We start from the raw sequence: 19,107 nt of genomic DNA, 5'->3' as shown, positions 1-19,107 counted from the left end.
CCACGCACGTCACGGCACCAGCCCTCCGTCCACGCCGAGCACCTGGCCGGTGATGAAGCGGGCCTCCGGCGACAGCAGGAACGCCACCGCGTCGGCCACGTCGTCGGGGCCGCCGAGCCGGCCGAGCGGGGTCTTGGCGACCGTGGCCGCGCGGGCCTCGTCGTCGAGCGTGGAGAGCATGCCGGTCTCGATGTAGCCGGGCGCCACGGCGTTGACCCTGACCCCGGCGGGCCCGAGCTCCTTGGCGGCGGCCAGGGTGAGCCCGATGACGGCCGCCTTGGTGGCGGAGTAGACCGCCTGCCCCGGACCGCCCGCCCGGCCCATGACCGAGGAGACCAGCACGACGGCGGGCGAGGTGCCCCGGCGCAGCAGCCTGACCGAGCCCTGCAGCGTGTGGGTGGCGCCGATGGCGTTGACCTCGAAGAGCCGGTTGACGCTCTCGTGGCGGGTCATGCCGAGCAGCCCGGCCTCGTGCACACCGGCGTTGACCACGAGGGCGTCGAGCCGCCCGTGCCGCAGGTGGATCTGCCGCATCATGGCCGAGACCTGGGCGGGATCGGCCACGTCGCCGTGGACGGAGCCCACCGGGCCGCCGCTCGTGGCCGCCGCCTCGGCCGCCGCCTTCGCGGCGCGCTCCTCGTCGCGGCCGTGCAGCACGACCTCGTGACCGCGGGCGGCCAGCGCGAGCGCCACGGCCCGGCCGATCCCCGTCGTCGAGCCGGTGACCAGGGCGACCCTGGGGTCAGCGGGCGGCGGCGCCGACGCCATGTCTCTCCAGCAGCTCGGCCGCCTTCGTGAACGAGCTCATGTCGATCATCTCGTCGGTGTCGATCATGACGGAGAACTCGTCCTCCATGGCCGCGATCAGCGCCATGTGGGCCAGGGAGTCCCACTGCGGGATGGCCCGGTATTCAAGGTCGTCGACGTCGGTGTCGGCGGGCAGGTTGAGCGCCGTGCGGAAGACGGCCCGCAGGCGATCGAGATGACTCATGATCACTCACTCTCTGTCCTCAAGCCACGACGCAGTGTAGCCGCAATCGCGATCCATGAGAAACCAACGTTCCGGCCTGGGTAATGGAACCGTATAACGAGGCGTGACCCGTGTTGGGGGCTGGGAATGTCGGATGGGACACGGCAACCGTACGGGGGAAATGATGGACGAATCCAATCACTGGTACGGGCACTCCCGCATACTCGGCAGATACTGTGGCCTGCCGGAGGAGTCGCCAAAGCGCATCCAAGGTTTCCTCCAGCATGGATGGAACTATCTCCATGGATTTCCGCCCAACGACCACTGGTGCAGCCCCGGTTATCCCCGTTTCATCTGGTCGGACGTGCTGCGCCGCCGGGGTTGGTCGATGGGCCGCCGGGGCCACTACCTGATCGGGGCGCCCTGGATTTACCTTCTTTACCTTGAGCCCGATCTGGGTGTGCGGCCAGATCGCAAGGGTACGATCTGGTATCCCTTTCACGGCTGGGAAAAGCATTCCGTCAGCGGTGACCACGCCCGGCTCGCCGACGAAATACGAAATGTCGAGACTGGTCCGGTCACGGTCTGCCTTTATTGGCTGGAATTCGCAAATCCGGACATTCGGCAATCATATGAATCGAGGGGATTCCGGGTCATCTGCCATGGCGAGCGCGGTTCCCGCTGGGAGGGGAAAGGCCGCGACTTCCTGCGCAAGCAACTCGTCGAGCTGCGGCGCCACCGCAGGGTGGCCTCCAACCGGCTCGGCAGCGCGCTGTTCTACGGCGCCTCGGTGGGATGCGACGTGGCCGTGTACGGGGATCCGATGCAGTTCGAGGACGAGCGTCCCGAATACGGCGGCACCGCCCGCCGCATGCGTCTCTGGCCCGAACTGCACGGCACGAGCGTCGATCCCGGGCTGGCGGTGGAAGTGGCGCGGCGCGAGCTGGGATTCGAGTATCAGGCGACACCGGAGGAGCTACGGCGAATGTTCGGATGGAAGCGGGCGCGGGAGAGCGCAGTCGCCTGCGGGAGCCGCAGATGAACGAGGCACCCGAGAACGTCCGGCTGATCGGCGGGGAGATGCTGCTGTGGTCGGACATGGGCAACCTGGCCGGCGTCACGGACTGGCGGGGCGCGGCCCTGGAGCTGATCAGGCGGCTGGTCCCGGCGGGCGGCCGGGTGCTGCTGGTCGGGCCGCACCCGCTGGTGCTGGTGGACGACGTGGTCGCGCGGGCCGCCTCGGCGGCGGTGCTGCTGCGCTCCTACCCTGACGCCTGTGCGCTGGGGGAGCGGCATCCCGTGCTCGACGTCTTCTGCGGGCGTCTGGAGGCGCTCGACGCCGGCGAGCCGTACGACCTGGTCCTGGCGCTCGACGGGCTGCTGCGCACGCACTCCGCCGAGGCGCCCGCCGCGGCCTGGAACGAGTCGCTGGAGGCGCTGGCCGACCTGGTCGCGCCGGGCGGGCGGCTGCTGCTCGGCGTCCGCAACGACCTGGGCGTGGACCGGTTCGTGGAGGCCAGGCCCGCCGACCGGGAGGGCGCCGACGACCAGTGGGCGCCGCACGGCTTCGACCCCAGCTATCCCAGCGGCCCCGGGGCGCTCGACCTCGGGCTGGAGTCGGCGGGGCTGAGCGTGCAGCGGTGCTACGCGGCCTACCCGGGCAGGCAGGCGCCGCGCTCGCTGCTGTCCAGGGAGGCGCTCGCCTTCGACCTGCCCGAGGCGCTCACGTTCCCGCTGAGCGCCAGGGACGGCGACCGCATGCTGGTGGCCGATCCCCTCAGGCTGACCAGGCTGGTGTTCCGTCACCGGCTGGGGGAGGAGCTGGCCCCGCTGTGGCTGGCCGTGGCCACCCGCCCGCCGCACGGCACGGACCGGGCGCGGGCGGTGGAGCTGCCGCTGGGCCTCATCGAGGAGGGCTCGTCCCTGTACGAGCTCACCTCCGCGGGCACCCGGCGCCTTCCCGGCGGCGAGGAGCACGAGATCCCCGCGGGCCGCGTACTCGAGGAGATCCTGGTCGAGGCGTGCGCCCGCGAGGACGTGAAGGCCGTCCGCGAGCTGCTCGCCGGCCTGGCCGCCTGGGTCGAGGCGGGCGGCGACCCGTCGGCGTCGGCCGACGGCCTGGTCCACGACGGCGCGCGTTTCGCCGCCATCAGCCCGCCCAGCGGGTCGTCCACGGGCTCGTCCAGGACGCCCGAGCCGCGTGTGGTCCTGTGCCGGATCCTGTGGCGCTTCGCCGTCAGGCTGCTGGCGGCCGGTCACCACCACCCGTGGCCCTGGCCGCTGGAGGCCGACCAGCTCACGCTGACCCTGTGCGGCATGGCCGGGCGGCCCTGCGACCCCGGCGACCTCGACCGGGCCCGCAAGCTCGACGCCGACCTCGGCAGGCCCGCCGAGCTGGCCGAGCAGGCGCCCACCTACCGCGACCTGCTGGGCGCGAGAGACCGCCTGGCCGACCAGCTCACCGCGGCGCTGGCGCGGATCTCGCGCCTGGAGACCAAGCTCTCCTATCGCGAACGCGAGCTGGTCAGGGCCAAGGCCAAGCTGCGCAGGACCCAGCGCAAGGCCGGCGCCTACCGGCGGACGCTCGGATACCGCCTCTCCCGCCGCCTGGCGCGCCCCGGCAAGGTCGCCCGCCGTGTCATACGCCTGTTGTCCGGCTGACGAAACGATGAGGAGTGCAAGTGCCGGTTCTGTCAGTGATCGTCCCGTTCTACAACGTCGAGAAGTACATCGGACCCTGCCTTGACTCCATCGCCGCCCAGACACTGGCGGATCTGGAGGTGATCTGCGTGGACGACGGCAGCGGCGACGGTGGTCCGGCCGTCGTCGAGTCCAGGCAGGCCGGCGACGGCCGGATCAGTCTCATCAGGCAGGGCAACCGGGGTGTGGGGCACGCGCGCAACATCGGCGTGCGCCACGCGAGCGGCCGCTACCTGGCCTTCGTGGACGGCGACGACACCGTGCCGCCCGACGCGTTCAAGCGCATGGTGTCCTCGCTGGAGACCACCGGCTCCGACCTGGCCTGCGGCAACGTCATGCGCCTCTACCGGAATCTGCTCATCCCGTCGTGGGCGCACCGGGAGGCGTTCGCCAAGCCGGCCAAGCGCACCCACATCACCCGCCACCCGTTGCTGATCCGCGACCGCATGCTCTGGAACAAGGTCTACCGCCGTTCCTTCTGGGACCGTCTGGGCCTCAGCTTCCCCGAGCGCATGTACGAGGACCAGCCCGTCGCCATGGCCGCCCACGTCGGCGCCCGCTCGGTGGACGTGCTGGCCAGGATCGTCTACCACTGGCGGCAGCGCGACGAGCCCGGTGCCTCGATCACCCAGCGCCGCCTGGAGCCGGGCAACCTGCGCGACCGCCTGCTGTCGGTGCTGCAGACGGCCGACCTGCTCGCCCGCGACGCGCCCAGGCTCAAGCCCGACTTCGACCGCGACACGCTCGACATCGACATGGGCGTAGCCGTGGAGGCCCTGGCCGCCATGGGCCCGTCGGCGGACCCGGAGCTGGTCGACCTGGCCGTCCGCTACCTCGACGGCGTGTCGCGCGAGGCCTGGCAGAGCATCCCGTTCGAGCGCCGCCTGCAGGTCCACCTGCTGCACCGGCGCCGCCTGGAGGAGCTGTCCGGCGTCTTCACCCAGGCCAGGCAGGGCAGCCTGTGGCCCAAGGTCGGCCCGTCCGGCCTGCTGCGCAGACGCTGGTACGGCAGGCACCCGGCGATGCCGGGCCACCTGTCGGAGGTCTCGGGCGAGCTGGGCCTGCAGGCCAGGCTGGTGAGCCTCGACTGGAGGGACGGCGTGCTGCGCGGCTCGGGCCGGGTGGCGCTCGGCACGTTCGACGTGGGCGACCTGCGCCGGGTGCGCGTGCGGGTCTGGATGGAGGAGCGCGGCACGGGCGAGAGCGTGCTGCTGTCGGAGGAGGAGAGCGCGGCCACGTGGGACCGGGTCGAGCAGGAGGACGGCGTCCGGCTGCCCGAGCACGCGTTCCCGTTCGCGTTCACGTTCGACCCGGCCGCGCTGTCGCGGGCGCAGCTCGCCCGGCGCGGCCACTGGGACCTGTGCCTGCGGCTGCGGGGCAACGGGCTGCGGCTCGACGGCAGGGTGGCCGGGCCGCGCTGGCTGCCGCCCCTGGTCCCGGCGCCGCGGCGCAGGTCGGGGGTGTGGCTGGTGCCCGTGCGTACCGCGAAGGGGGCGTGGGGCGTACGGCTGCGCAACGCGCAGGCGGTCATCGGCGAGTGCCGGGTGGACGGCGGGGACCTGGTGTTCTCGGGGGAGATGTCCGACGTCGGCGACGGCGATCCGGTGCTGCGGCTGCGGCGCAGGAGCGACGGCGAGGAGATGTACTTCCCGGTCGTGCTGGCGGGCCAGGACTTCCACGCCCGGGTGCCGCTGGCCGACATCGACGAGAGCGTGGGCCACGAGTCGTGGTGGGAGGTCGTCATCGACCAGGGTCGGCCCATCCGGCCCCTGGTCCGCACGAAGGAGCGGCCGGTCGCGACCGTCGCGGACCGGCGCTTCCTCATCGACAGGGGCGAGGACGGCTGCCTGATGCTCGCCGAGCGGTGATCAGGCGAGGATGCCGGCCAGCGTCTGCGCCACCCGGTCCTGCTGGGCGTCCGTCAGGCCGGGGAACAACGGCAGCGACAGCTCCTCGGCGTAGTAGGCCTCGGCCTGAGGGCAGAGGCCACGCCGGTAGCCGAGGTCCTCGAACACCGGATGCCAGTACGCCGGCAGGTAGTTGACCTGCACGCCGATCCCGGCGGCGCGCATGCGGTCGTAGACCTCGCGCCTGCGCCCGCCGAGGATCCTGACCGGGTAGAGGTGCCGGCTCGGCCGCACGTAGGCGCGCTGGACGGGCAGCGCCAGCCCGGGGACGTCGCGCAGCAGCCGGTGATAGCGCGCGACCAGCTCCGTACGCCGCTCGCGGAAGCCTTCGAGCCGGGCGAGCTGGCTGATCCCGAGGGCGCACAGCACGTCGGGCAGCCGGTAGTTGAGCCCGAACTCGTGCACCTCCTGATGCCAGCCGCCCTCGCCGGGAGCGCGCAGCCCGGCGGGGTCGCGTACCAGGCCGTGGTTCCTGAACCGGGCGGCCCGCCCGAGCCGTTCGGGGTCGGCCGCCGCCACCGCCCCGCCCTCCGCCGTGGTCACGGTCTTGGTCGGGAAGAACGAGAACGTCGTCAGGTCCGCCAGCGACCCCACCGGCCGGTCCTTGTACGCCGACCCGATCGAGTGCGCGGCGTCGGCCACCAGCACCGCCCCGATCCGGTCGGAGACCTCCCGCAGCTCGTCGTAGTCGGCCGGATGGCCCGCGTAGTCCACCGCCGTGATCGCCCGCGTCCGGCAGGTGGCCAGCGCGGCGGCGGCGTCGGGGTCGAGGTTGCCGGTGTCGGGCTGCACGTCGGCGAAGAGCACCCGCGCGCCCAGCAGCGCGGCCGTGGCCGCCGTGGCCACGAACGTGAGCGGCGAGGTGATCACCTGGTCGCCCGCCCGTACCCCGGCCGCCACGTACGCGACGTGGAGCGCCGCGGTGCCCGACGTGACCGACACGCAGGGCACACCGCCCGTCCAGCGGGCCAGCTCCGCCTCGAACCTGGCCACCGCGGGGCCCGTGGTCAGCCAGTCGCCGCGCAGCACCTCGGCGACCGCCTCGATGTCGGACTCCGCGATGGACTGCCGTCCGTAGGGCAGCATCAGCCCGCCACCATGCCGCGCAGGTCGTCGACCGACAGCCAGTGCTCGTTGGTGTCGGAGCGGTAGGAGAAGCCCTCGGGCAGCAGCTCGCCGGCCTGCGGCGGCGCGTAGCCCCAGGTCGCGATCGTGGGCTGGACCACGTAGCGGTCGGCCAGCCGCAGCGCCCTGCGGCCGTCGTCGGGGCCGATCATCTCCTCGTGCAGCTTCTCGCCCGGGCGGATGCCGACCTCGTAGATCGAGCTGTTCGGGGCCAGGGCCTCGGCCAGGTCGGTGATGCGCATGCTGGGGATGCGGGGGACGTACAGCTCGCCGCCCTGCATGAGGTCGAACGAGTCGACCACGAACCTGACGGCCTGCTCGAGCGTGATCCAGAACCTGGTCATGCGCTTGTCGGTGATCGGCAGGCTGCCGCCCTGCTCGGCCAGCCGCTGGAACAGCGGGATCACCGAGCCCCTGCTGCCGACCACGTTGCCGTAGCGGACCACGGCGAAGCGGGTCTCGTGGGCGGCGGCGTAGTGGTTGGCCGACACGAACAGCTTGTCGGCGACCAGCTTCGTCGCGCCGTAGAGGTTGATCGGGCTGGACGCCTTGTCCGTGGAGAGCGCGACCACCTTGCGCACGCCGCAGTCGATGGCGGCCTCCACGATGTTCTGGGATCCGGCCACGTTGGTGCGGACGTACTCGAACGGGTTGTACTCGGCCGTGTCCACCTGCTTCAGCGCCGCGGCGTGGACCACGTAGTCGATGCCGTGCATGGCGCGGGACAGCCGGTCGCGGTCGCGGACGTCACCGATGAACCAGCGCAGCCGCTCGTCGTCGCTGAAGAGCTGCCTGGTCTCGTACTGCTTGAGCTCGTCGCGGGAGAAGACCACCAGGCGCCGGACTCCGAGAGAGTCGAGCGCGTGGCGGATGAAGGCTTTGCCGAAGGACCCCGTTCCTCCGCTGATCAGAATCGACGATCCACTGAGAATGCTCACGTGGCCCCCTGAAATCGCGCTTACGCGCTGTAGTCGTCTGAGCAGCATGTAGCATAACGCGATCGAACGACCACGCAGGGTCACATGGGGGAATGGGGCTTCGGTTGCGTATTGTCGGAATAGTTCAGGCTCGCATGGGGTCCACCCGCCTGCCCGGAAAAGTACTGCGCGACCTGGGCGGACGCTCTGTGCTGGGGTGGGTGGTCCGCGCCGCCCGCGAGGCCGGGGCCCTGGACGATCTCGTCGTGGCCACCACTACTGAGCCGGCCGACGACGCGGTGGTCACGGAGTGTCAGCGACTCGGGGTCGCCTCCTACCGGGGGCCCGTGGACGACGTGCTGACCCGGTTCATGCGGGCGCTGGACGGACGGCGCTGGGATGCCGTGATGCGGTTCACGGCCGACTGCCCGCTGCTGGACCCCGTCGTGATCAGGGAGGCGGCGCTGGTCTTCCGGGCCGTACCCGGGCTCGACTACCTGGGCACGAGCCTGGCCGGCACGCTGCCGCGCGGCCTCGACGTGGAGATCGCGGGCCGGCCCGCGCTGCGGCGGGCCGACGAGGAGGCCACCGCCTACCACCGCACCCACGTCACCTCCTCCATCTACGCCGACCCCGGCGACGCCCGGCTGCTCGGGCTGGCCTACCGGCCCGTCGCCGACGACCTGCGGGTCACGCTCGACACCGAGGACGACTGGCGGCTCATCTCCGCCGTGGTCGACGAGTTCGGCGACCGCTGCCTGCCGGTCAGGACCCTGGTGGGCTGGCTGCGCGAGCGGCCCGAGGTGTGCGGGCTCAACGCCCACGTGCGGCAGAAGGCGTTGCAGGACGCGTGAAAGACGAGGCGCGCCCCGTCCGGGTCGGCTTCCGCTGCGACGCCGGGGCGGGGAGCGGGGTCGGGCATCTGGTGCGCTGCGTGGCGCTGGCGGAGGAGCTGAGCGCCCGGGGCACCGAGGTGGTCTTCCTCGGCGAGGTACGCGACTCCGCGTGGGCGCTGGCGCAGCTCAACGGACGCGGGTTCACGCTGGTCCCGGCACCGGCCGAGCCCGCCGGGCTGGCGGCGCTGGCGGCGCGGCTAAGGCTCGGCGCCGTGGTGCTCGACTCCTACCGCCTGCCGGAGGGGACGGGGGCGGTGCTGCGGAAGGCCGGCCTGCCGGTGCTGGCGATCGTGGACGGCGATCCGCTGGGCCAGGAGGCCGACCTCTACCTGGATCAGAACCTCGGCGCCGAACGGCGGCCCTTCCACGGTGAGCGCCTGGCCGGAGCCCCGTACGTGCTGCTGCGTGACAGCGTGCGGCGGCTCGGGCGGGCGGCGGGCGGGGGCCGGGTGCCCCGGGTGCTGTGCTTCTTCGGCGGCACCGACAGCGCGGGCGTCGCCCCGGCCTGGGCGCGAGCGCTCCTGGCGACCGGGCGGCCGTTCCACGGCACGGTCGTCAGCCCGGCGCCGTTCGAGGCGGGCGGCCCGATCACGGTGATCCCGCCGACGGACCGGCTGCCCGAGCTCATGGCCGGGGCCGACCTCGTGGTCACCGCCGCCGGCTCGGCCATCTGGGAGCTGTGCCACCTGGGCGTGCCCACGGCGCTGACCTGGGTGGCCGGCAACCAGCTCATCGGCTACGAGGAGCTCGTCGGCCGGGGAGTGGCCGCCGGGCTCGGCCGGTCACCGTCCCTGACGGACGCGCCGTCACCGGCGGCCTCTGTGGGCGCGGGGGCCGTCGGGGTGTTGTCCCGTCTGCTCGCCGACCCCGCCGTCCGCGAGGAGCACGGCCGCCGGGGCCGTGGCCTGGTGGACGGCAGGGGCCGGGAGCGTGTCGCCGACGCCCTGCTCAGGATGGCCGGCCGGGCGATCTAGACCAGGTCCCAGCCGAGCGGCGTGCCGAGGGGCACGTCGCGGGTGAAGCGCCGGCCCATCACCTCGGCGGCGGCGTCGGGCGGCAGACCGCCGGCGGGCCGGATCGAGCGGACGTTGGCCGGGGTCACCTCCTCGCCGGCGCGGACGTCGCATACGACGTAGAGGGAGCGGCGGAAGCGCAGCCCCTCGCGCTCGGACGGGCGCGGCCCGATCACGGCGCTCCCCAGCGACCGCCAGGCCCGCTCGCTCTCCACCACCAGCGCCGCGAGCTCGGCCGGCTCCAGGGAGAAGGCCGCGTCCACCCCGCCGTCGGCCCGCGCCATCGTGACGTGCTTCTCGATCAGGCAGGCCCCGAGGCCCACGCTCGCCAGTGCGGCCCCGAGCCCCGGCGTGTGGTCGGACAGCCCCACGACCGCTCCCGTCAGCGCGGCCAGCAGCGGCAGCGAGCGCAGGTTGCTCTCGGACGGCTCGGCCGGATAAGCGGCCGTGCACGACAGCACGGCGAGCTGCGTGCAGCCCGCCTCGCGGGCGGCCGACACCGCGGCGTCGATCTCCCCGGCCGTCGCCATGCCCGTCGAGATGATCAGCGGCCTGCCGGTGGCGGCCACGAGCCGGATCAGCGGCAGGTCCACGATCTCCGAAGAGGCGATCTTGTACGCCGGCACGCCCAGCTTCTCCAGCAGCTCCACCGCCGTGGGGTCGAAGGGGGCCGAGAAGGCGGCGAGCCCGTGCCCCCGCGCCCGTTCGAAGATCGGCTCATGCCACTCCCACGGCGTGTGGGCCCGCTCGAAGAGCCGGTAGAGGCTCTCCCCGCCCCACAGCTCGTGCTCGTCTCCCAGCCGGAACGCCGGGCCGTCGCAGTCGACGGTCAGCGTGTCGGGCCGGTAGGTCTGCAGCTTCAGCGCGTGCGCCCCGGCCGCGGCCACCGCGTCCACGATGGCCAGCGCCCGCTCCAGGCTCCCGTTGTGGTTGCCCGACAGCTCGGCGACGATGTACGGCGGCTCGCCGGGCCCGATCGCCCGCCCCCCGATGGAGATCATGCCTGTTCCTTCCTCAGTTCGAGCGCCACGACGTCGCGCGGCTCCCCGTCCACATCCCGCTGGTACACCCGCACCTCGGCGAACCCGAACCGCCTGTGCAGCCGCCTGACCGGCTCGTTGTCGGCCAGCACCTCGCCGTGCAGGGCCGTCAGCCCCAGCGGCCCGAAGGCGTGCTCGATGGCCGCCCGCTCCAGCCCGACCCAGGCCGGCAGCAGCGCCCCCGAGCGCTCCAGACCGTCCAGGTCCAGGTAGAAGCCCCAGTAGGCGCTCTCGGGCGACAGGCCCGCGTAGCTCACCACCCCGGCGGCGGCCCCGTCATGGTGGTAGATCAGCACGTGCCGGTCCGTGTCGGCGCGGGTGGCCGCCCACCACCGGGCGTGCTCCTCCTCCGTGATCTCGTGCGTGGCGAAGCTGGCGGCACGCACGCGCGGGTGGTTGCGCCATCGGCGCATAACCGGCAGATCATCGTCCCGGACGCTCCTCAGCACCGCTCCCCCTACTATTCGTGCTCGATCCATTGCACAACGTAGCGGATTACGCGTCCGGTAAAGAGCTCATCAGGGACAGGCATCGGACACGGAATCCGCCCGGCCATCCGGGCATGCTGCCCTCGATGCCATACCGAGCCAAGGAGCAATTCGGCATGATCCCCCTGCTCAGCATCGTCGTTCCGGTTTACAACGTGGAGCCGTACATCACCGAGTGCCTGAAGTCGCTGGCCGCCCAGACCCTGGAGGACCTGGAGGTGATCCTGGTCGACGACGGCTCGGTGGACGGCAGCCGGCGCGTCGCCGAGGACTTCGCCGCGAGCGACGACCGCTTCGTCCTCATCGGGCAGCGCAACCGGGGGCCGGGGCCGGCCCGCAACGAGGGGATCAGGCACGCCCGCGGCGCCTACCTGGCGTTCGCGGACAGCGATGACGTCGTGCCGCCCGAGGCGTACGAGCTGCTCGTCGGCAAGCTCGCGGAGACCGGCTCCGACCTGGCGTGCGGAGCCGTGGGGCGGCTCGTGGACGGCGAGCTGGAGGAGTCCATCCTGCACGAGAAGGTGTTCAGGCGGCCGGAGCTGTGCACCCACATCACGGACAAGCAGGTGCTGATCAGGGATCGCACGGTGTGGAACAAGGTCTACCGGCGCGACTTCTGGGAGCGCAGCGGGCTGGCGTTCCCGGCCGGGATCTACGAGGACGTGCCCGTCGCCATGCAGGCGCACGTGCTGGCCACCAGCGTCGACATGCTGGGCGAGGTGGTCTACCACTGGCGCAAGCGCGACGCGGGGGAGACCTCGATCACGCAGCGCCGGGCCGAGCTGGCCAACCTGAACGAGCGCCTGACGGCCATCCGCGCCGTCCGGGCCTTCCTCGACGACCGGGCCCCCGAACTGCTCGACGGCTTCGACGCGCTCGTGCTGGAGAAGGACATCGTGTTCCTGTTCCAGGCGCTCGAACACTGCGAGGACCCCGGCCCGCTGCTGGAGCTGAGCGGCGGCTGGCTGGCCGAGCTGGGCCCCCGCGTGCTGGCCGGGGCGCCGTCGCTGCGCCGCCTGGAGCTGCACCTGCTCAGGCGCGGCCTGGTCGCGGAGCTGCGCACGGTCAGGCAGTTCCGCCGCGCCCGCGAGGACGCCACCCGCGTACGCCCGCGCGGCTGGCGTACCACCAACTGGTACGGCGACTACCCCTTCTTCCGCGACCGGCGTCTGCGCATCCCCGACGAGGTCTTCGACGCCCGCGACGAGCTCAAGCTGATCGCCAGGGTCGAGGAGTGCGAGTGGACGGGCACCGAGTACCGCCTGCGCGCCCACGCCTCCATCCACCGCGTCGATCGCAAGGTGGACAAGGTCGCCCTCTGGCTCAGCGACGGACAGCGCCGGATCCCACTGGAGACGCGGCGCGCGGGCCGCTACGGCGTCGTTGCGACCGTCGACCCCGGGCGGCTGGAGGGCGGAGGGCCGAGCTGGCGCCTCCAGGTCCGCGTCGAGACCCGTGGCCTGGTGTTCAAGGGCTGGGCGCGGGACGGGGACGCCAACTCCGTGTGGCGGTTTTCGGTGCCGGGTTGGTCAAGAACCGGCATGGACATCACCCAGTAGTTCCAGACAGTAATCGTTCGTGCGCGTCGCGTGGTCATGCTGGGATCCATGAGGACCTATTCGCTCGATGACGTCCACGAGACACGCAAGCGGAGAGACTCTTGGTGGACCGTGTATTTCGTGGACCCGGTCGCCTGCCGGGTCGCCCTCCCCGTCGCGAATCACACCCGGCTGACGCCCAACGGGCTCACCGTGTTCTCGCTGGTCCTCGGCGCGGTGTCGGCGGGGTGTTTCGCGGCGAACCAGCTCGTAGCGGGAGCCTGCGTCTTCTATCTGAGCTTCATGATCGACTGCGTGGACGGCAAAATCGCCAGGCTCAAGGGCACGGGGACGCCCTTCGGCCTCTGGCTCGACTACGTGGGGGACCGGGTCAGGGTGGTCCTGTGTGCCGGGGGGCTGGCATACGGGCAGTACACGCTGACCGGCGATGTGGTCTACGTGGTGCTCGGCGCGGCGGTGGCCGTACTCGACCTGTTCAGGTACGTCAACGCGCCGCAGATGAAGCGGGTGCGCGAGGCCGTCAGGGAGGAGTGCCAGGAACCGGAGCCGGATCTCCTCGGGCCGGATCCGCTGGGCCCGGAGCCCCTGCTCGCGGACCCCATGGGAGCCGATCCCATGGGGACGGATCCCCTGCCGGAGAGGGCGCGGCGGCGCGGCTTCTTCCGGTTCTTCCGCCGCCTCAACAGGTTCCTGGCCCGCCACCGGGTCCGCTCACACCTGGTCAGCGGCATCGAGTTCCACGCGGCGGTGTTCGTGATCGCGCCTCTTGCGGGGGCATGGGCGCTGATCCCGCTCGCCGCGGCGTCGGGAGCTCTGCTGCTGGCCAACGAGTTCTTCCTTGTCTACCGGATGTGGCTCTTCACGCGCAGGCACGGCGCAGGCTCCGCTCAGGAGAGCCGAGAGCACGTTCTCGTCTAATTTTTCGGGGGTTAGTACGAAATGTCAGACCGGCCAGTCTTCGTCATCGGATGCCCGCGGTCCGGCACCACGATGCTCCAGCTCATGCTCCACTCGCACCCCCGCATGGCGGTGCCGCCGGAGACGCGCTTCCTCGTTCCCGCTTATTACCGCCGTCGCACGTGGGGCGACCTGCGGATCGACCAGCGCCGCCGCGCCCTCGCGCAGTGGATCGCGACCGACCGCAGCACCAAGTTCCGCGAGCTCAAGATCGACAAGGACGAGTTCGTCCGGCAGACCGTGGCCGGCCCGGGTTCGCTGGGATCGGTGATCGGCACGGCCTTCCGCATGTACGCCGACCGCTTCGACAAGGCCCGCTGGGGCGACAAGCGGCCCAGCTACGTCAAGCAGGTGGACCTGCTGCTCAGGCTCTTCCCCGACGCCCAGTTCATCCACCTCATCAGGGACGGCCGTGACTGCGTGGCCTCGCTGAAGGAGATGCCCTGGTACACGCTGGACTCCTTCCACGCCGTCTCGACCTGGGCCGAGGCCATCGACGCGGGCGGCAGGCTGAAGCGGACGCTGGCCGCGGACACGTACTACGAGCTGCGCTACGAGGACCTGACCGACGACCCGATGACCGAGCTGAAGAAGCTCTGCCACTTCCTGGAGGAGGACTTCTCGCCGTCGATGATCTCCCCGCGCGAGGCGGCCAGCGTGGCGGTGCCGCAGCACAAGGTCTGGCACAGCAACACGCACCGCGAGGTCACCCGCAGCCGCGTCGGGAGCTGGGCGAACCGGCTGGACGACTGGGAGATCTCGCTCTGCGAGCACATGCTCGGCGACCGCCTGGAGTCCATGGGCTACGAGCTGTCCGGCGCGCCCAAGCCGGCCAAGGACCACGTGATCGCCGCCCAGAAGACGATGCAGAAGCGCAAGGCCAGCCGCATGCGCAAGGGCATGCGCGACCGGCTGAACCGGCTGCGCGAGCCCAGCCCCGTGGCCGCGCTGCTCACCACGCGCCAGCGCGAGCTGGGCGGGATGCCGCAGGAGCGCAAGGAGCTCGCCGAGCCCGTCTAACGCTCGATGTGGGCGAACATCGACTCCCAGCGGTCCAGCACGTGGTCGAGGCGGAAGGCCTCGGCCCGTGCGCGGGCGTCGGCCCCCAGACGCCGCCGCTCCTCCTCGTCGTCCATCAGCCGGGCCAGCGCGGTGGCGAACGCGTCCACGTCGCCCGGCGGCACCAGCACGGGCCCGGCCGAGCGCACGCCACCGGACACGTCGAACGCCACCGACGGCAGCCCGTGGGCGCCCGCCTCCAGCAGCACGACGGGTAGGCCCTCGTGCTCACTGGTCAGGCCCAGGACCGAGGCGCCGAGGTATTCGGCGGTCATCCGGGCCGCCGGCACCAGCCCCCTGAAGACCACGCGGTCGCCGACCCCCTCCCGATCCGCGTGCGCGCGCAGCCGCGCCGGCTCGGCGCCCTCGCCGATGAGGTGCAGCTCCCACGGCCGGGGCGCGCCCGCGCGGGCGAACGCGCTGATCAGCCGGTCGAACCGCTTGACCCCTTCCAGCCGGCCCACGCCGAGCACACGGGGCGCCTCGAGCGCGGACATCTCCTCCGGCCAGGTGGCCAGGGGGTTCGGCAGCGCCCAGGTGTTGGGCAGCAGCGCGTTCTCGGAGAACTGCCAGGCGTCGTCCTCGCTGAGGAAGACCGCCTGGTCGAGGCCCGGGTAGTGGCGTCTGATCGAGGCCAGGTGCCAGCAGCCGCGGGCGTGGTCGTACGAGCCGTGGTACTGCCCGACCGGACGGAACGCGGGCGGCAGCAGCTCCGACAGCCGGGCCACCACGGACGGCGAGGTCATGACCGCGTAACCCGGCCGGATCGCCCCGAACAGCTCTTTGAGCCGCCGGTCGGCTCCGCGCCGGGCCAGGCGGCCCTCCGGTCGCACCGGGGTCCGGTTGATCACGTGCCGGTGGTAGCGGGGGCGCTCCACGTACCGGAACGGGGTGGCGGCCCGGTGCAGGCCGATCACGTGCACCTCGTGGCCGCGCTCGGCCAGGCCCTGGGCCAGGGTGTGGGTGACCTGCTGGACGCCGCCGAGCGTGTCGGCGTCCAGGCAGGCGAAGACGACGCTCATCGGGCCCCCTGGAAGAAGTCGGCCACGATCCTGGCCGACGCGTCACCGTGTTCGTCGGCGCACCACAGGTCGCGGAAGGCCGCGTACCGTCCGGCGTAGGACTCGTGCACGGCGGGCAGGTTCCGCAGTGCCGCGACGAGGTCCTCCGTCGCCGACAGGCAGGGCCCGGGGGCGATGGCGGGCAGGTCGTGGTAGACGCCGCGTTCGGAGAGGCGATAGTCGTCCCAGTCGTCGATGAAGAACAACATCGGCTTGCCCGTGAGGGCGTAGTCGCACATGACGGAGGAGTAGTCCGTCAGGAGCGCGTCGGAGGCCAGCATCAGATCGTTGATCTCGGGATAGGACCCGGCGGCGCGGACGAAGTGCCTCAGGTGCTCGGGCGCGCTGTAGCGCTCGACCGGATGCGTACGCAGGATCACCACCCAGTCGTCGGCCAACTCCTCCGCCAAGAGCTCCAGATCCACCCGGACGGACTTGCCACTACCTTTCACCCGATCCCTGTACGTGGGCGCATAAAGCAGGACCTGCCGCCCCGGAGGGATCTCCAGCCGCCTCCGCACCTCGCCCATCGGCTCGGCCCTGACCAGCGCGTCGCACCGGGGCGTCCCGCACCGGTACACCTTGCCCGAGTAGCCGTTCGACGGCAGGAACACCCGCGAGAACTCCGCGCTCGGCGACACCAGCGCGTCCCAGCGGGCCACGGCGGCCCGCCACTGCGCCCGCGGCCTGTCGAAGTCGCCGCGCAGATCGGGCGCGTCGAAGCCGATCGACTTGATCCCCTGCCCGTGCCACGTCTGCAGGTAGCGGGTGCCCTTGGGCTTCGGGTAGTCCAGCGGGAACCCGTGGCTGTCCACCCAGATCCCGGCCCTGGCCATCGTCCAGATGTAGCGCCAGCTTCCCCGGCGCACGAGCCGTGCGTCGGAGGGGAAGTTCCGGCGGCCCTTGGCCACCGACCAGACCACCTCGATGGGCAGCCTCCGCCGCCGCAGCTCCTCGTAGATGGCGCGCGGGCTGCCGCTGTAGCCCTTGCCGACGTCCGACTCGAACAGCGCGAGGTCGTCGCGCCGCGGCACCACCTTGATCATCAGCTTGTAGGCGCGCAGCTTGTTCGCCGGCGTGTTGAACCGCTTCAGCAGCCGATGCCTGACCCGCCGCCACACCGACCGGGGGATCGAGTCGGGGCGCACGCTCAGGTAGGCCGCGTACCCTTCGGGCTTCACCGTGCAGCCGGGCAGCTCGATGGGCTCGGTGCGCGGGTCCACGATGAGCCGGTCGGTCGTGGTGTGCCCGTCGGAGGTTCTGGTGAAGCCGATGCGCGGGTCGCACTTGCCGGAGGGGGTGAACGTGACGTGGCTGACGTACCCGCCGGCATCCGACGGTTCCGGCTCGATGGGGACGCGCTTCTTGCCGAGCTGCAGGAACGCCGTCCAGTCCGGCGGCAGCGCCCCGAACGGGTCGTACGTGCGCACGGTCATCCGCACCCGCTCGCCGTCCGACGAGAGCGCGCACACCTCGTGCCGCAGCCGGGAGGCCGTGTAGGGCAGCTCGGCCAGCCGCAGCCCGGTGATGTCCAGGCCGGGGGAGGCCGACGTGCCCCAGTACGTCCGCCCGCCGAGCTGCACCGCCGCCCGTGGCGCGGCCCGAGGGCCGGTCAGCGAGCCGGCGGCCACCCGCAGGTCCTCGGCCCGGTCGTCCAGGATGAGCCGGCAGCAGACCCGGTTCAGCGGATCGACCCGCCAGAGCACCTCGTCGGGAACCTCCTCCAGGTACGGCCGCACGACCGAGGCGAACTCCTTGACCCACACCAGGTCGCGCAGCGGCAGCGGGTTGAGGTAGACCCGCAGGTCCTGCCGGACGAAGCGGTACTGCCGGTGCGGCACCAGGTCGGCCGCGTCGTGCGCGCGCAGGATGTCGTCGCTCAGCCGGGCCGCGATCACCCGCTGCCGCACGTTCTCCAGGTCGTCGATGCTGAGAGAGATCGAGTCGTTCGTGGGCGCGCGGTGCCAGTGGTAGACCGTCCACGGCACGATCGCGAACCGGCGCGCGACGGCGTACAGCTCGGTGGCGAAGACGTGGTCCTCGTAGTGGATGTCCTCGGGGAAGCGCAGCGCCTTGTCCCGCAGCCAGGCCACGTTGTAGAGCTTGTTGGTGCTGAAGGAGTCGAGGAACAGCTCCGGCTCCTGCCGGATGCCCTCGACCGTCCGCCGCTCGGCGAACAGCCCCGGATAGTACGCCTGCAGCCGCCCGCTCGACTCGAACAGCCGCGAGATCTGCCCCGACACGAAGTCCGCCCCGGTCCGCTCCATCTCGGTGAGCAGGCTCTTGCACGCGTGCCTGGGCAGCTCGTCGTCGCTGTCGAGGAACATGACGGACGGCGCGGACGCCAGGTCGATCCCGTCGTTGCGCGGCGCCCCGCAGCCTCCGCTGTTGACCTCCCTGCGCAGATAGCGCACGCGTGGGTCGCTGTCCATGAGCCGCCGCGCCACCTCTGGCGTGCCGTCCGTGCTGGCGTCGTCCGCGATGATGACTTCCAGGTCGCGCAGCGACTGCCGGAGCACGGAACGCACGGCTCTGGGCAGGCGGGCCGCGTCGTTATACGTGATCACGACAACGGTGCAGTCCGGCATCCCAGTCCCCCCGATAACGACTTATCCGGCGGAAATGGCACTTCCCCCAGCCAGGGGGAAGTGTCCGGACTTGATGGAGTATTTGCCGAAAATCAGCGCATCAGCCGACGAATCACCCAGATGATGACGGCCAGCGCCGCGACCGCGCCCGCGATCGGCAGCAGCCGCTTCAGCAGCGGCTGCCCGGCGAGCTCCAGCAGGTCGAGCGCCTCCTCGTCGGGCGTGCGCGAGGTGCGCAGCGTCCCCGCCGGGCGCGCGTCCTGCTCGGTCGACGGCACCGCGCTCAGACGCCGCTCCTCGGTATGGCCATCGGGCCGGTCCTCCTGTGCGCCCTCGGCCGGCGCCACCTGCCCGACCGTGGGCTCGGACAGCAGGGCGGCCAGATTGTCGGCGAACCTCTCGATGAGCTTGCCGCCGACCTCGGCCATCACGCCGCGCCCGAACTGGGCCGGGCGGCCGGTCACGTTGAACGACGTCTCCACGGTCACCCCCGTGGCCTCGCCCTGCGGCTCCAGCCGCGCCTTGACCGTGGCGGAGGCCGTGCCCGAGCCCCGGGCCTCCCGGCCCGACGCCTGGATGGTGAGCGTGTAGGAGTCTTTGTCCACGTCCTCGAACTTGGCCGTGCCCCGGTAGGTCACCGTGATCGGGCCGACCTTGACCTTCATCCTGCCGGTGAACTCGTCGCCTTCGAAGATGTCGAGCGTCGCCCCGGGCAGGCAGGGGGCCACCCGCTCGACGTCGAGCAGCACGGCCCACGCCTGCTCGATCGGAACGGGAACTGTGAACTCGTGCTCGAACCGCATCGCCATCGATCCGCTCCTTCTCCC

The 19,107-nt window shown here is 71.8% G+C and carries 17 protein-coding genes; 8 read left to right on the top strand and 9 right to left on the bottom strand.

The features are described from left to right. Positions 1-9 precede the first annotated feature (9 nt). On the bottom strand, positions 10-768 hold the full coding sequence (locus tag AB0I15_RS09140; RefSeq protein WP_358092102.1) for an SDR family oxidoreductase: 759 nt from the start codon (positions 766-768) through the stop codon (positions 10-12). Further along, the gene (locus tag AB0I15_RS09135; protein WP_358092101.1) at positions 743-991 is read right to left on the bottom strand and encodes an acyl carrier protein; all 249 of its coding nucleotides are present in this window, start codon (positions 989-991) and stop codon (positions 743-745) included. Before AB0I15_RS09135 ends, AB0I15_RS09140 begins: the two co-directional genes overlap by 26 nt. A 133-nt stretch (positions 992-1,124) precedes the next feature. On the opposite strand from AB0I15_RS09135, the gene AB0I15_RS09130 reads away from it, so the two are divergent. The 3 genes from AB0I15_RS09130 to AB0I15_RS09120 are packed head-to-tail and all read left to right on the top strand — an operon-like array spanning position 1,125 to position 5,538. Beyond that, positions 1,125-2,012: a hypothetical protein gene (locus tag AB0I15_RS09130; protein ID WP_358092099.1), complete on the top strand. Its 888-nt coding sequence runs from the start codon at positions 1,125-1,127 to the stop codon at positions 2,010-2,012. Further along, complete coding sequence (locus AB0I15_RS09125) at positions 2,009-3,631, top strand: hypothetical protein (RefSeq protein ID WP_358092097.1); 1,623 nt, start codon at positions 2,009-2,011, stop codon at positions 3,629-3,631. Before AB0I15_RS09130 ends, AB0I15_RS09125 begins: the two co-directional genes overlap by 4 nt. A 20-nt stretch (positions 3,632-3,651) precedes the next feature. Continuing rightward, entirely contained in the window at positions 3,652-5,538 is a 1,887-nt protein-coding gene (locus AB0I15_RS09120; RefSeq protein WP_358092095.1) for a glycosyltransferase family 2 protein, read from the top strand. Here the strand turns inward: AB0I15_RS09120 and AB0I15_RS09115 are convergent, their stop codons facing one another. After that, on the bottom strand, positions 5,539-6,663 hold the full coding sequence (locus AB0I15_RS09115) for a DegT/DnrJ/EryC1/StrS family aminotransferase (RefSeq protein ID WP_358092093.1): 1,125 nt from the start codon (positions 6,661-6,663) through the stop codon (positions 5,539-5,541). Continuing rightward, on the bottom strand, positions 6,663-7,640 hold the full coding sequence (gene pseB, locus AB0I15_RS09110; protein WP_358092091.1) for a UDP-N-acetylglucosamine 4,6-dehydratase (inverting): 978 nt from the start codon (positions 7,638-7,640) through the stop codon (positions 6,663-6,665). Before pseB ends, AB0I15_RS09115 begins: the two co-directional genes overlap by 1 nt. Before the next feature lie 92 nt (positions 7,641-7,732). Between pseB and AB0I15_RS09105 the strand changes: the two genes are divergently transcribed. Then, the gene (locus AB0I15_RS09105) at positions 7,733-8,473 is read left to right on the top strand and encodes an NTP transferase domain-containing protein (protein WP_358092089.1); all 741 of its coding nucleotides are present in this window, start codon (positions 7,733-7,735) and stop codon (positions 8,471-8,473) included. Further along, entirely contained in the window at positions 8,470-9,489 is a 1,020-nt protein-coding gene (locus tag AB0I15_RS09100; protein WP_358092087.1) for a hypothetical protein, read from the top strand. The genes AB0I15_RS09105 and AB0I15_RS09100 overlap by 4 nt, the downstream gene beginning before the upstream one ends. Here AB0I15_RS09100 and pseI read toward each other — a convergent pair. Next, positions 9,486-10,529: a pseudaminic acid synthase gene (gene pseI / locus AB0I15_RS09095; RefSeq protein ID WP_358092085.1), complete on the bottom strand. Its 1,044-nt coding sequence runs from the start codon at positions 10,527-10,529 to the stop codon at positions 9,486-9,488. The two genes, AB0I15_RS09100 and pseI, sit on opposite strands and share 4 nt — an antisense overlap. Next, complete coding sequence (locus AB0I15_RS09090) at positions 10,526-11,047, bottom strand: GNAT family N-acetyltransferase (RefSeq protein ID WP_358092083.1); 522 nt, start codon at positions 11,045-11,047, stop codon at positions 10,526-10,528. Before AB0I15_RS09090 ends, pseI begins: the two co-directional genes overlap by 4 nt. A gap of 125 nt (positions 11,048-11,172) precedes the next feature. Here AB0I15_RS09090 and AB0I15_RS09085 point away from each other — a divergent pair, with 125 nt between their 5' ends. From AB0I15_RS09085 to AB0I15_RS09075, 3 genes are read left to right on the top strand one after another with little or no spacing between them, the layout of a single operon-like run. Further along, positions 11,173-12,615: a glycosyltransferase family 2 protein gene (locus AB0I15_RS09085; RefSeq protein ID WP_358092081.1), complete on the top strand. Its 1,443-nt coding sequence runs from the start codon at positions 11,173-11,175 to the stop codon at positions 12,613-12,615. Between the two features lie 48 nt (positions 12,616-12,663). Beyond that, a complete protein-coding gene (locus AB0I15_RS09080; RefSeq protein ID WP_358092079.1) occupies positions 12,664-13,533 on the top strand; it encodes a CDP-alcohol phosphatidyltransferase family protein in 870 nt (289 codons plus the stop codon). A 21-nt stretch (positions 13,534-13,554) separates the two neighbouring features. Further along, a complete protein-coding gene (locus AB0I15_RS09075; protein WP_358092077.1) occupies positions 13,555-14,592 on the top strand; it encodes a sulfotransferase in 1,038 nt (345 codons plus the stop codon). Here AB0I15_RS09075 and AB0I15_RS09070 read toward each other — a convergent pair. From AB0I15_RS09070 to AB0I15_RS09060, 3 genes are all read right to left on the bottom strand, one after another. Then, on the bottom strand, positions 14,589-15,653 hold the full coding sequence (locus AB0I15_RS09070; protein WP_358092075.1) for a glycosyltransferase: 1,065 nt from the start codon (positions 15,651-15,653) through the stop codon (positions 14,589-14,591). The two genes, AB0I15_RS09075 and AB0I15_RS09070, sit on opposite strands and share 4 nt — an antisense overlap. Continuing rightward, positions 15,650-18,280 carry a CDP-glycerol glycerophosphotransferase family protein gene (locus AB0I15_RS09065; protein WP_358092073.1) on the bottom strand — a complete coding sequence of 877 codons (2,631 nt, stop codon included), beginning with the start codon at positions 18,278-18,280 and terminating at the stop codon, positions 15,650-15,652. The genes AB0I15_RS09070 and AB0I15_RS09065 overlap by 4 nt, the downstream gene beginning before the upstream one ends. A 92-nt stretch (positions 18,281-18,372) precedes the next feature. Beyond that, entirely contained in the window at positions 18,373-19,089 is a 717-nt protein-coding gene (locus AB0I15_RS09060; protein WP_358092071.1) for an SRPBCC family protein, read from the bottom strand. Positions 19,090-19,107 lie beyond the last annotated feature (18 nt).

It is taken from the genome of Nonomuraea sp. NPDC050643 (assembly GCF_040654715.1).
Taxonomy (GTDB): domain Bacteria; phylum Actinomycetota; class Actinomycetes; order Streptosporangiales; family Streptosporangiaceae; genus Nonomuraea.
The sequence above is the reverse complement of the archived record's forward strand: the minus strand, read 5'-3'. Positions and strand labels throughout refer to the sequence as shown.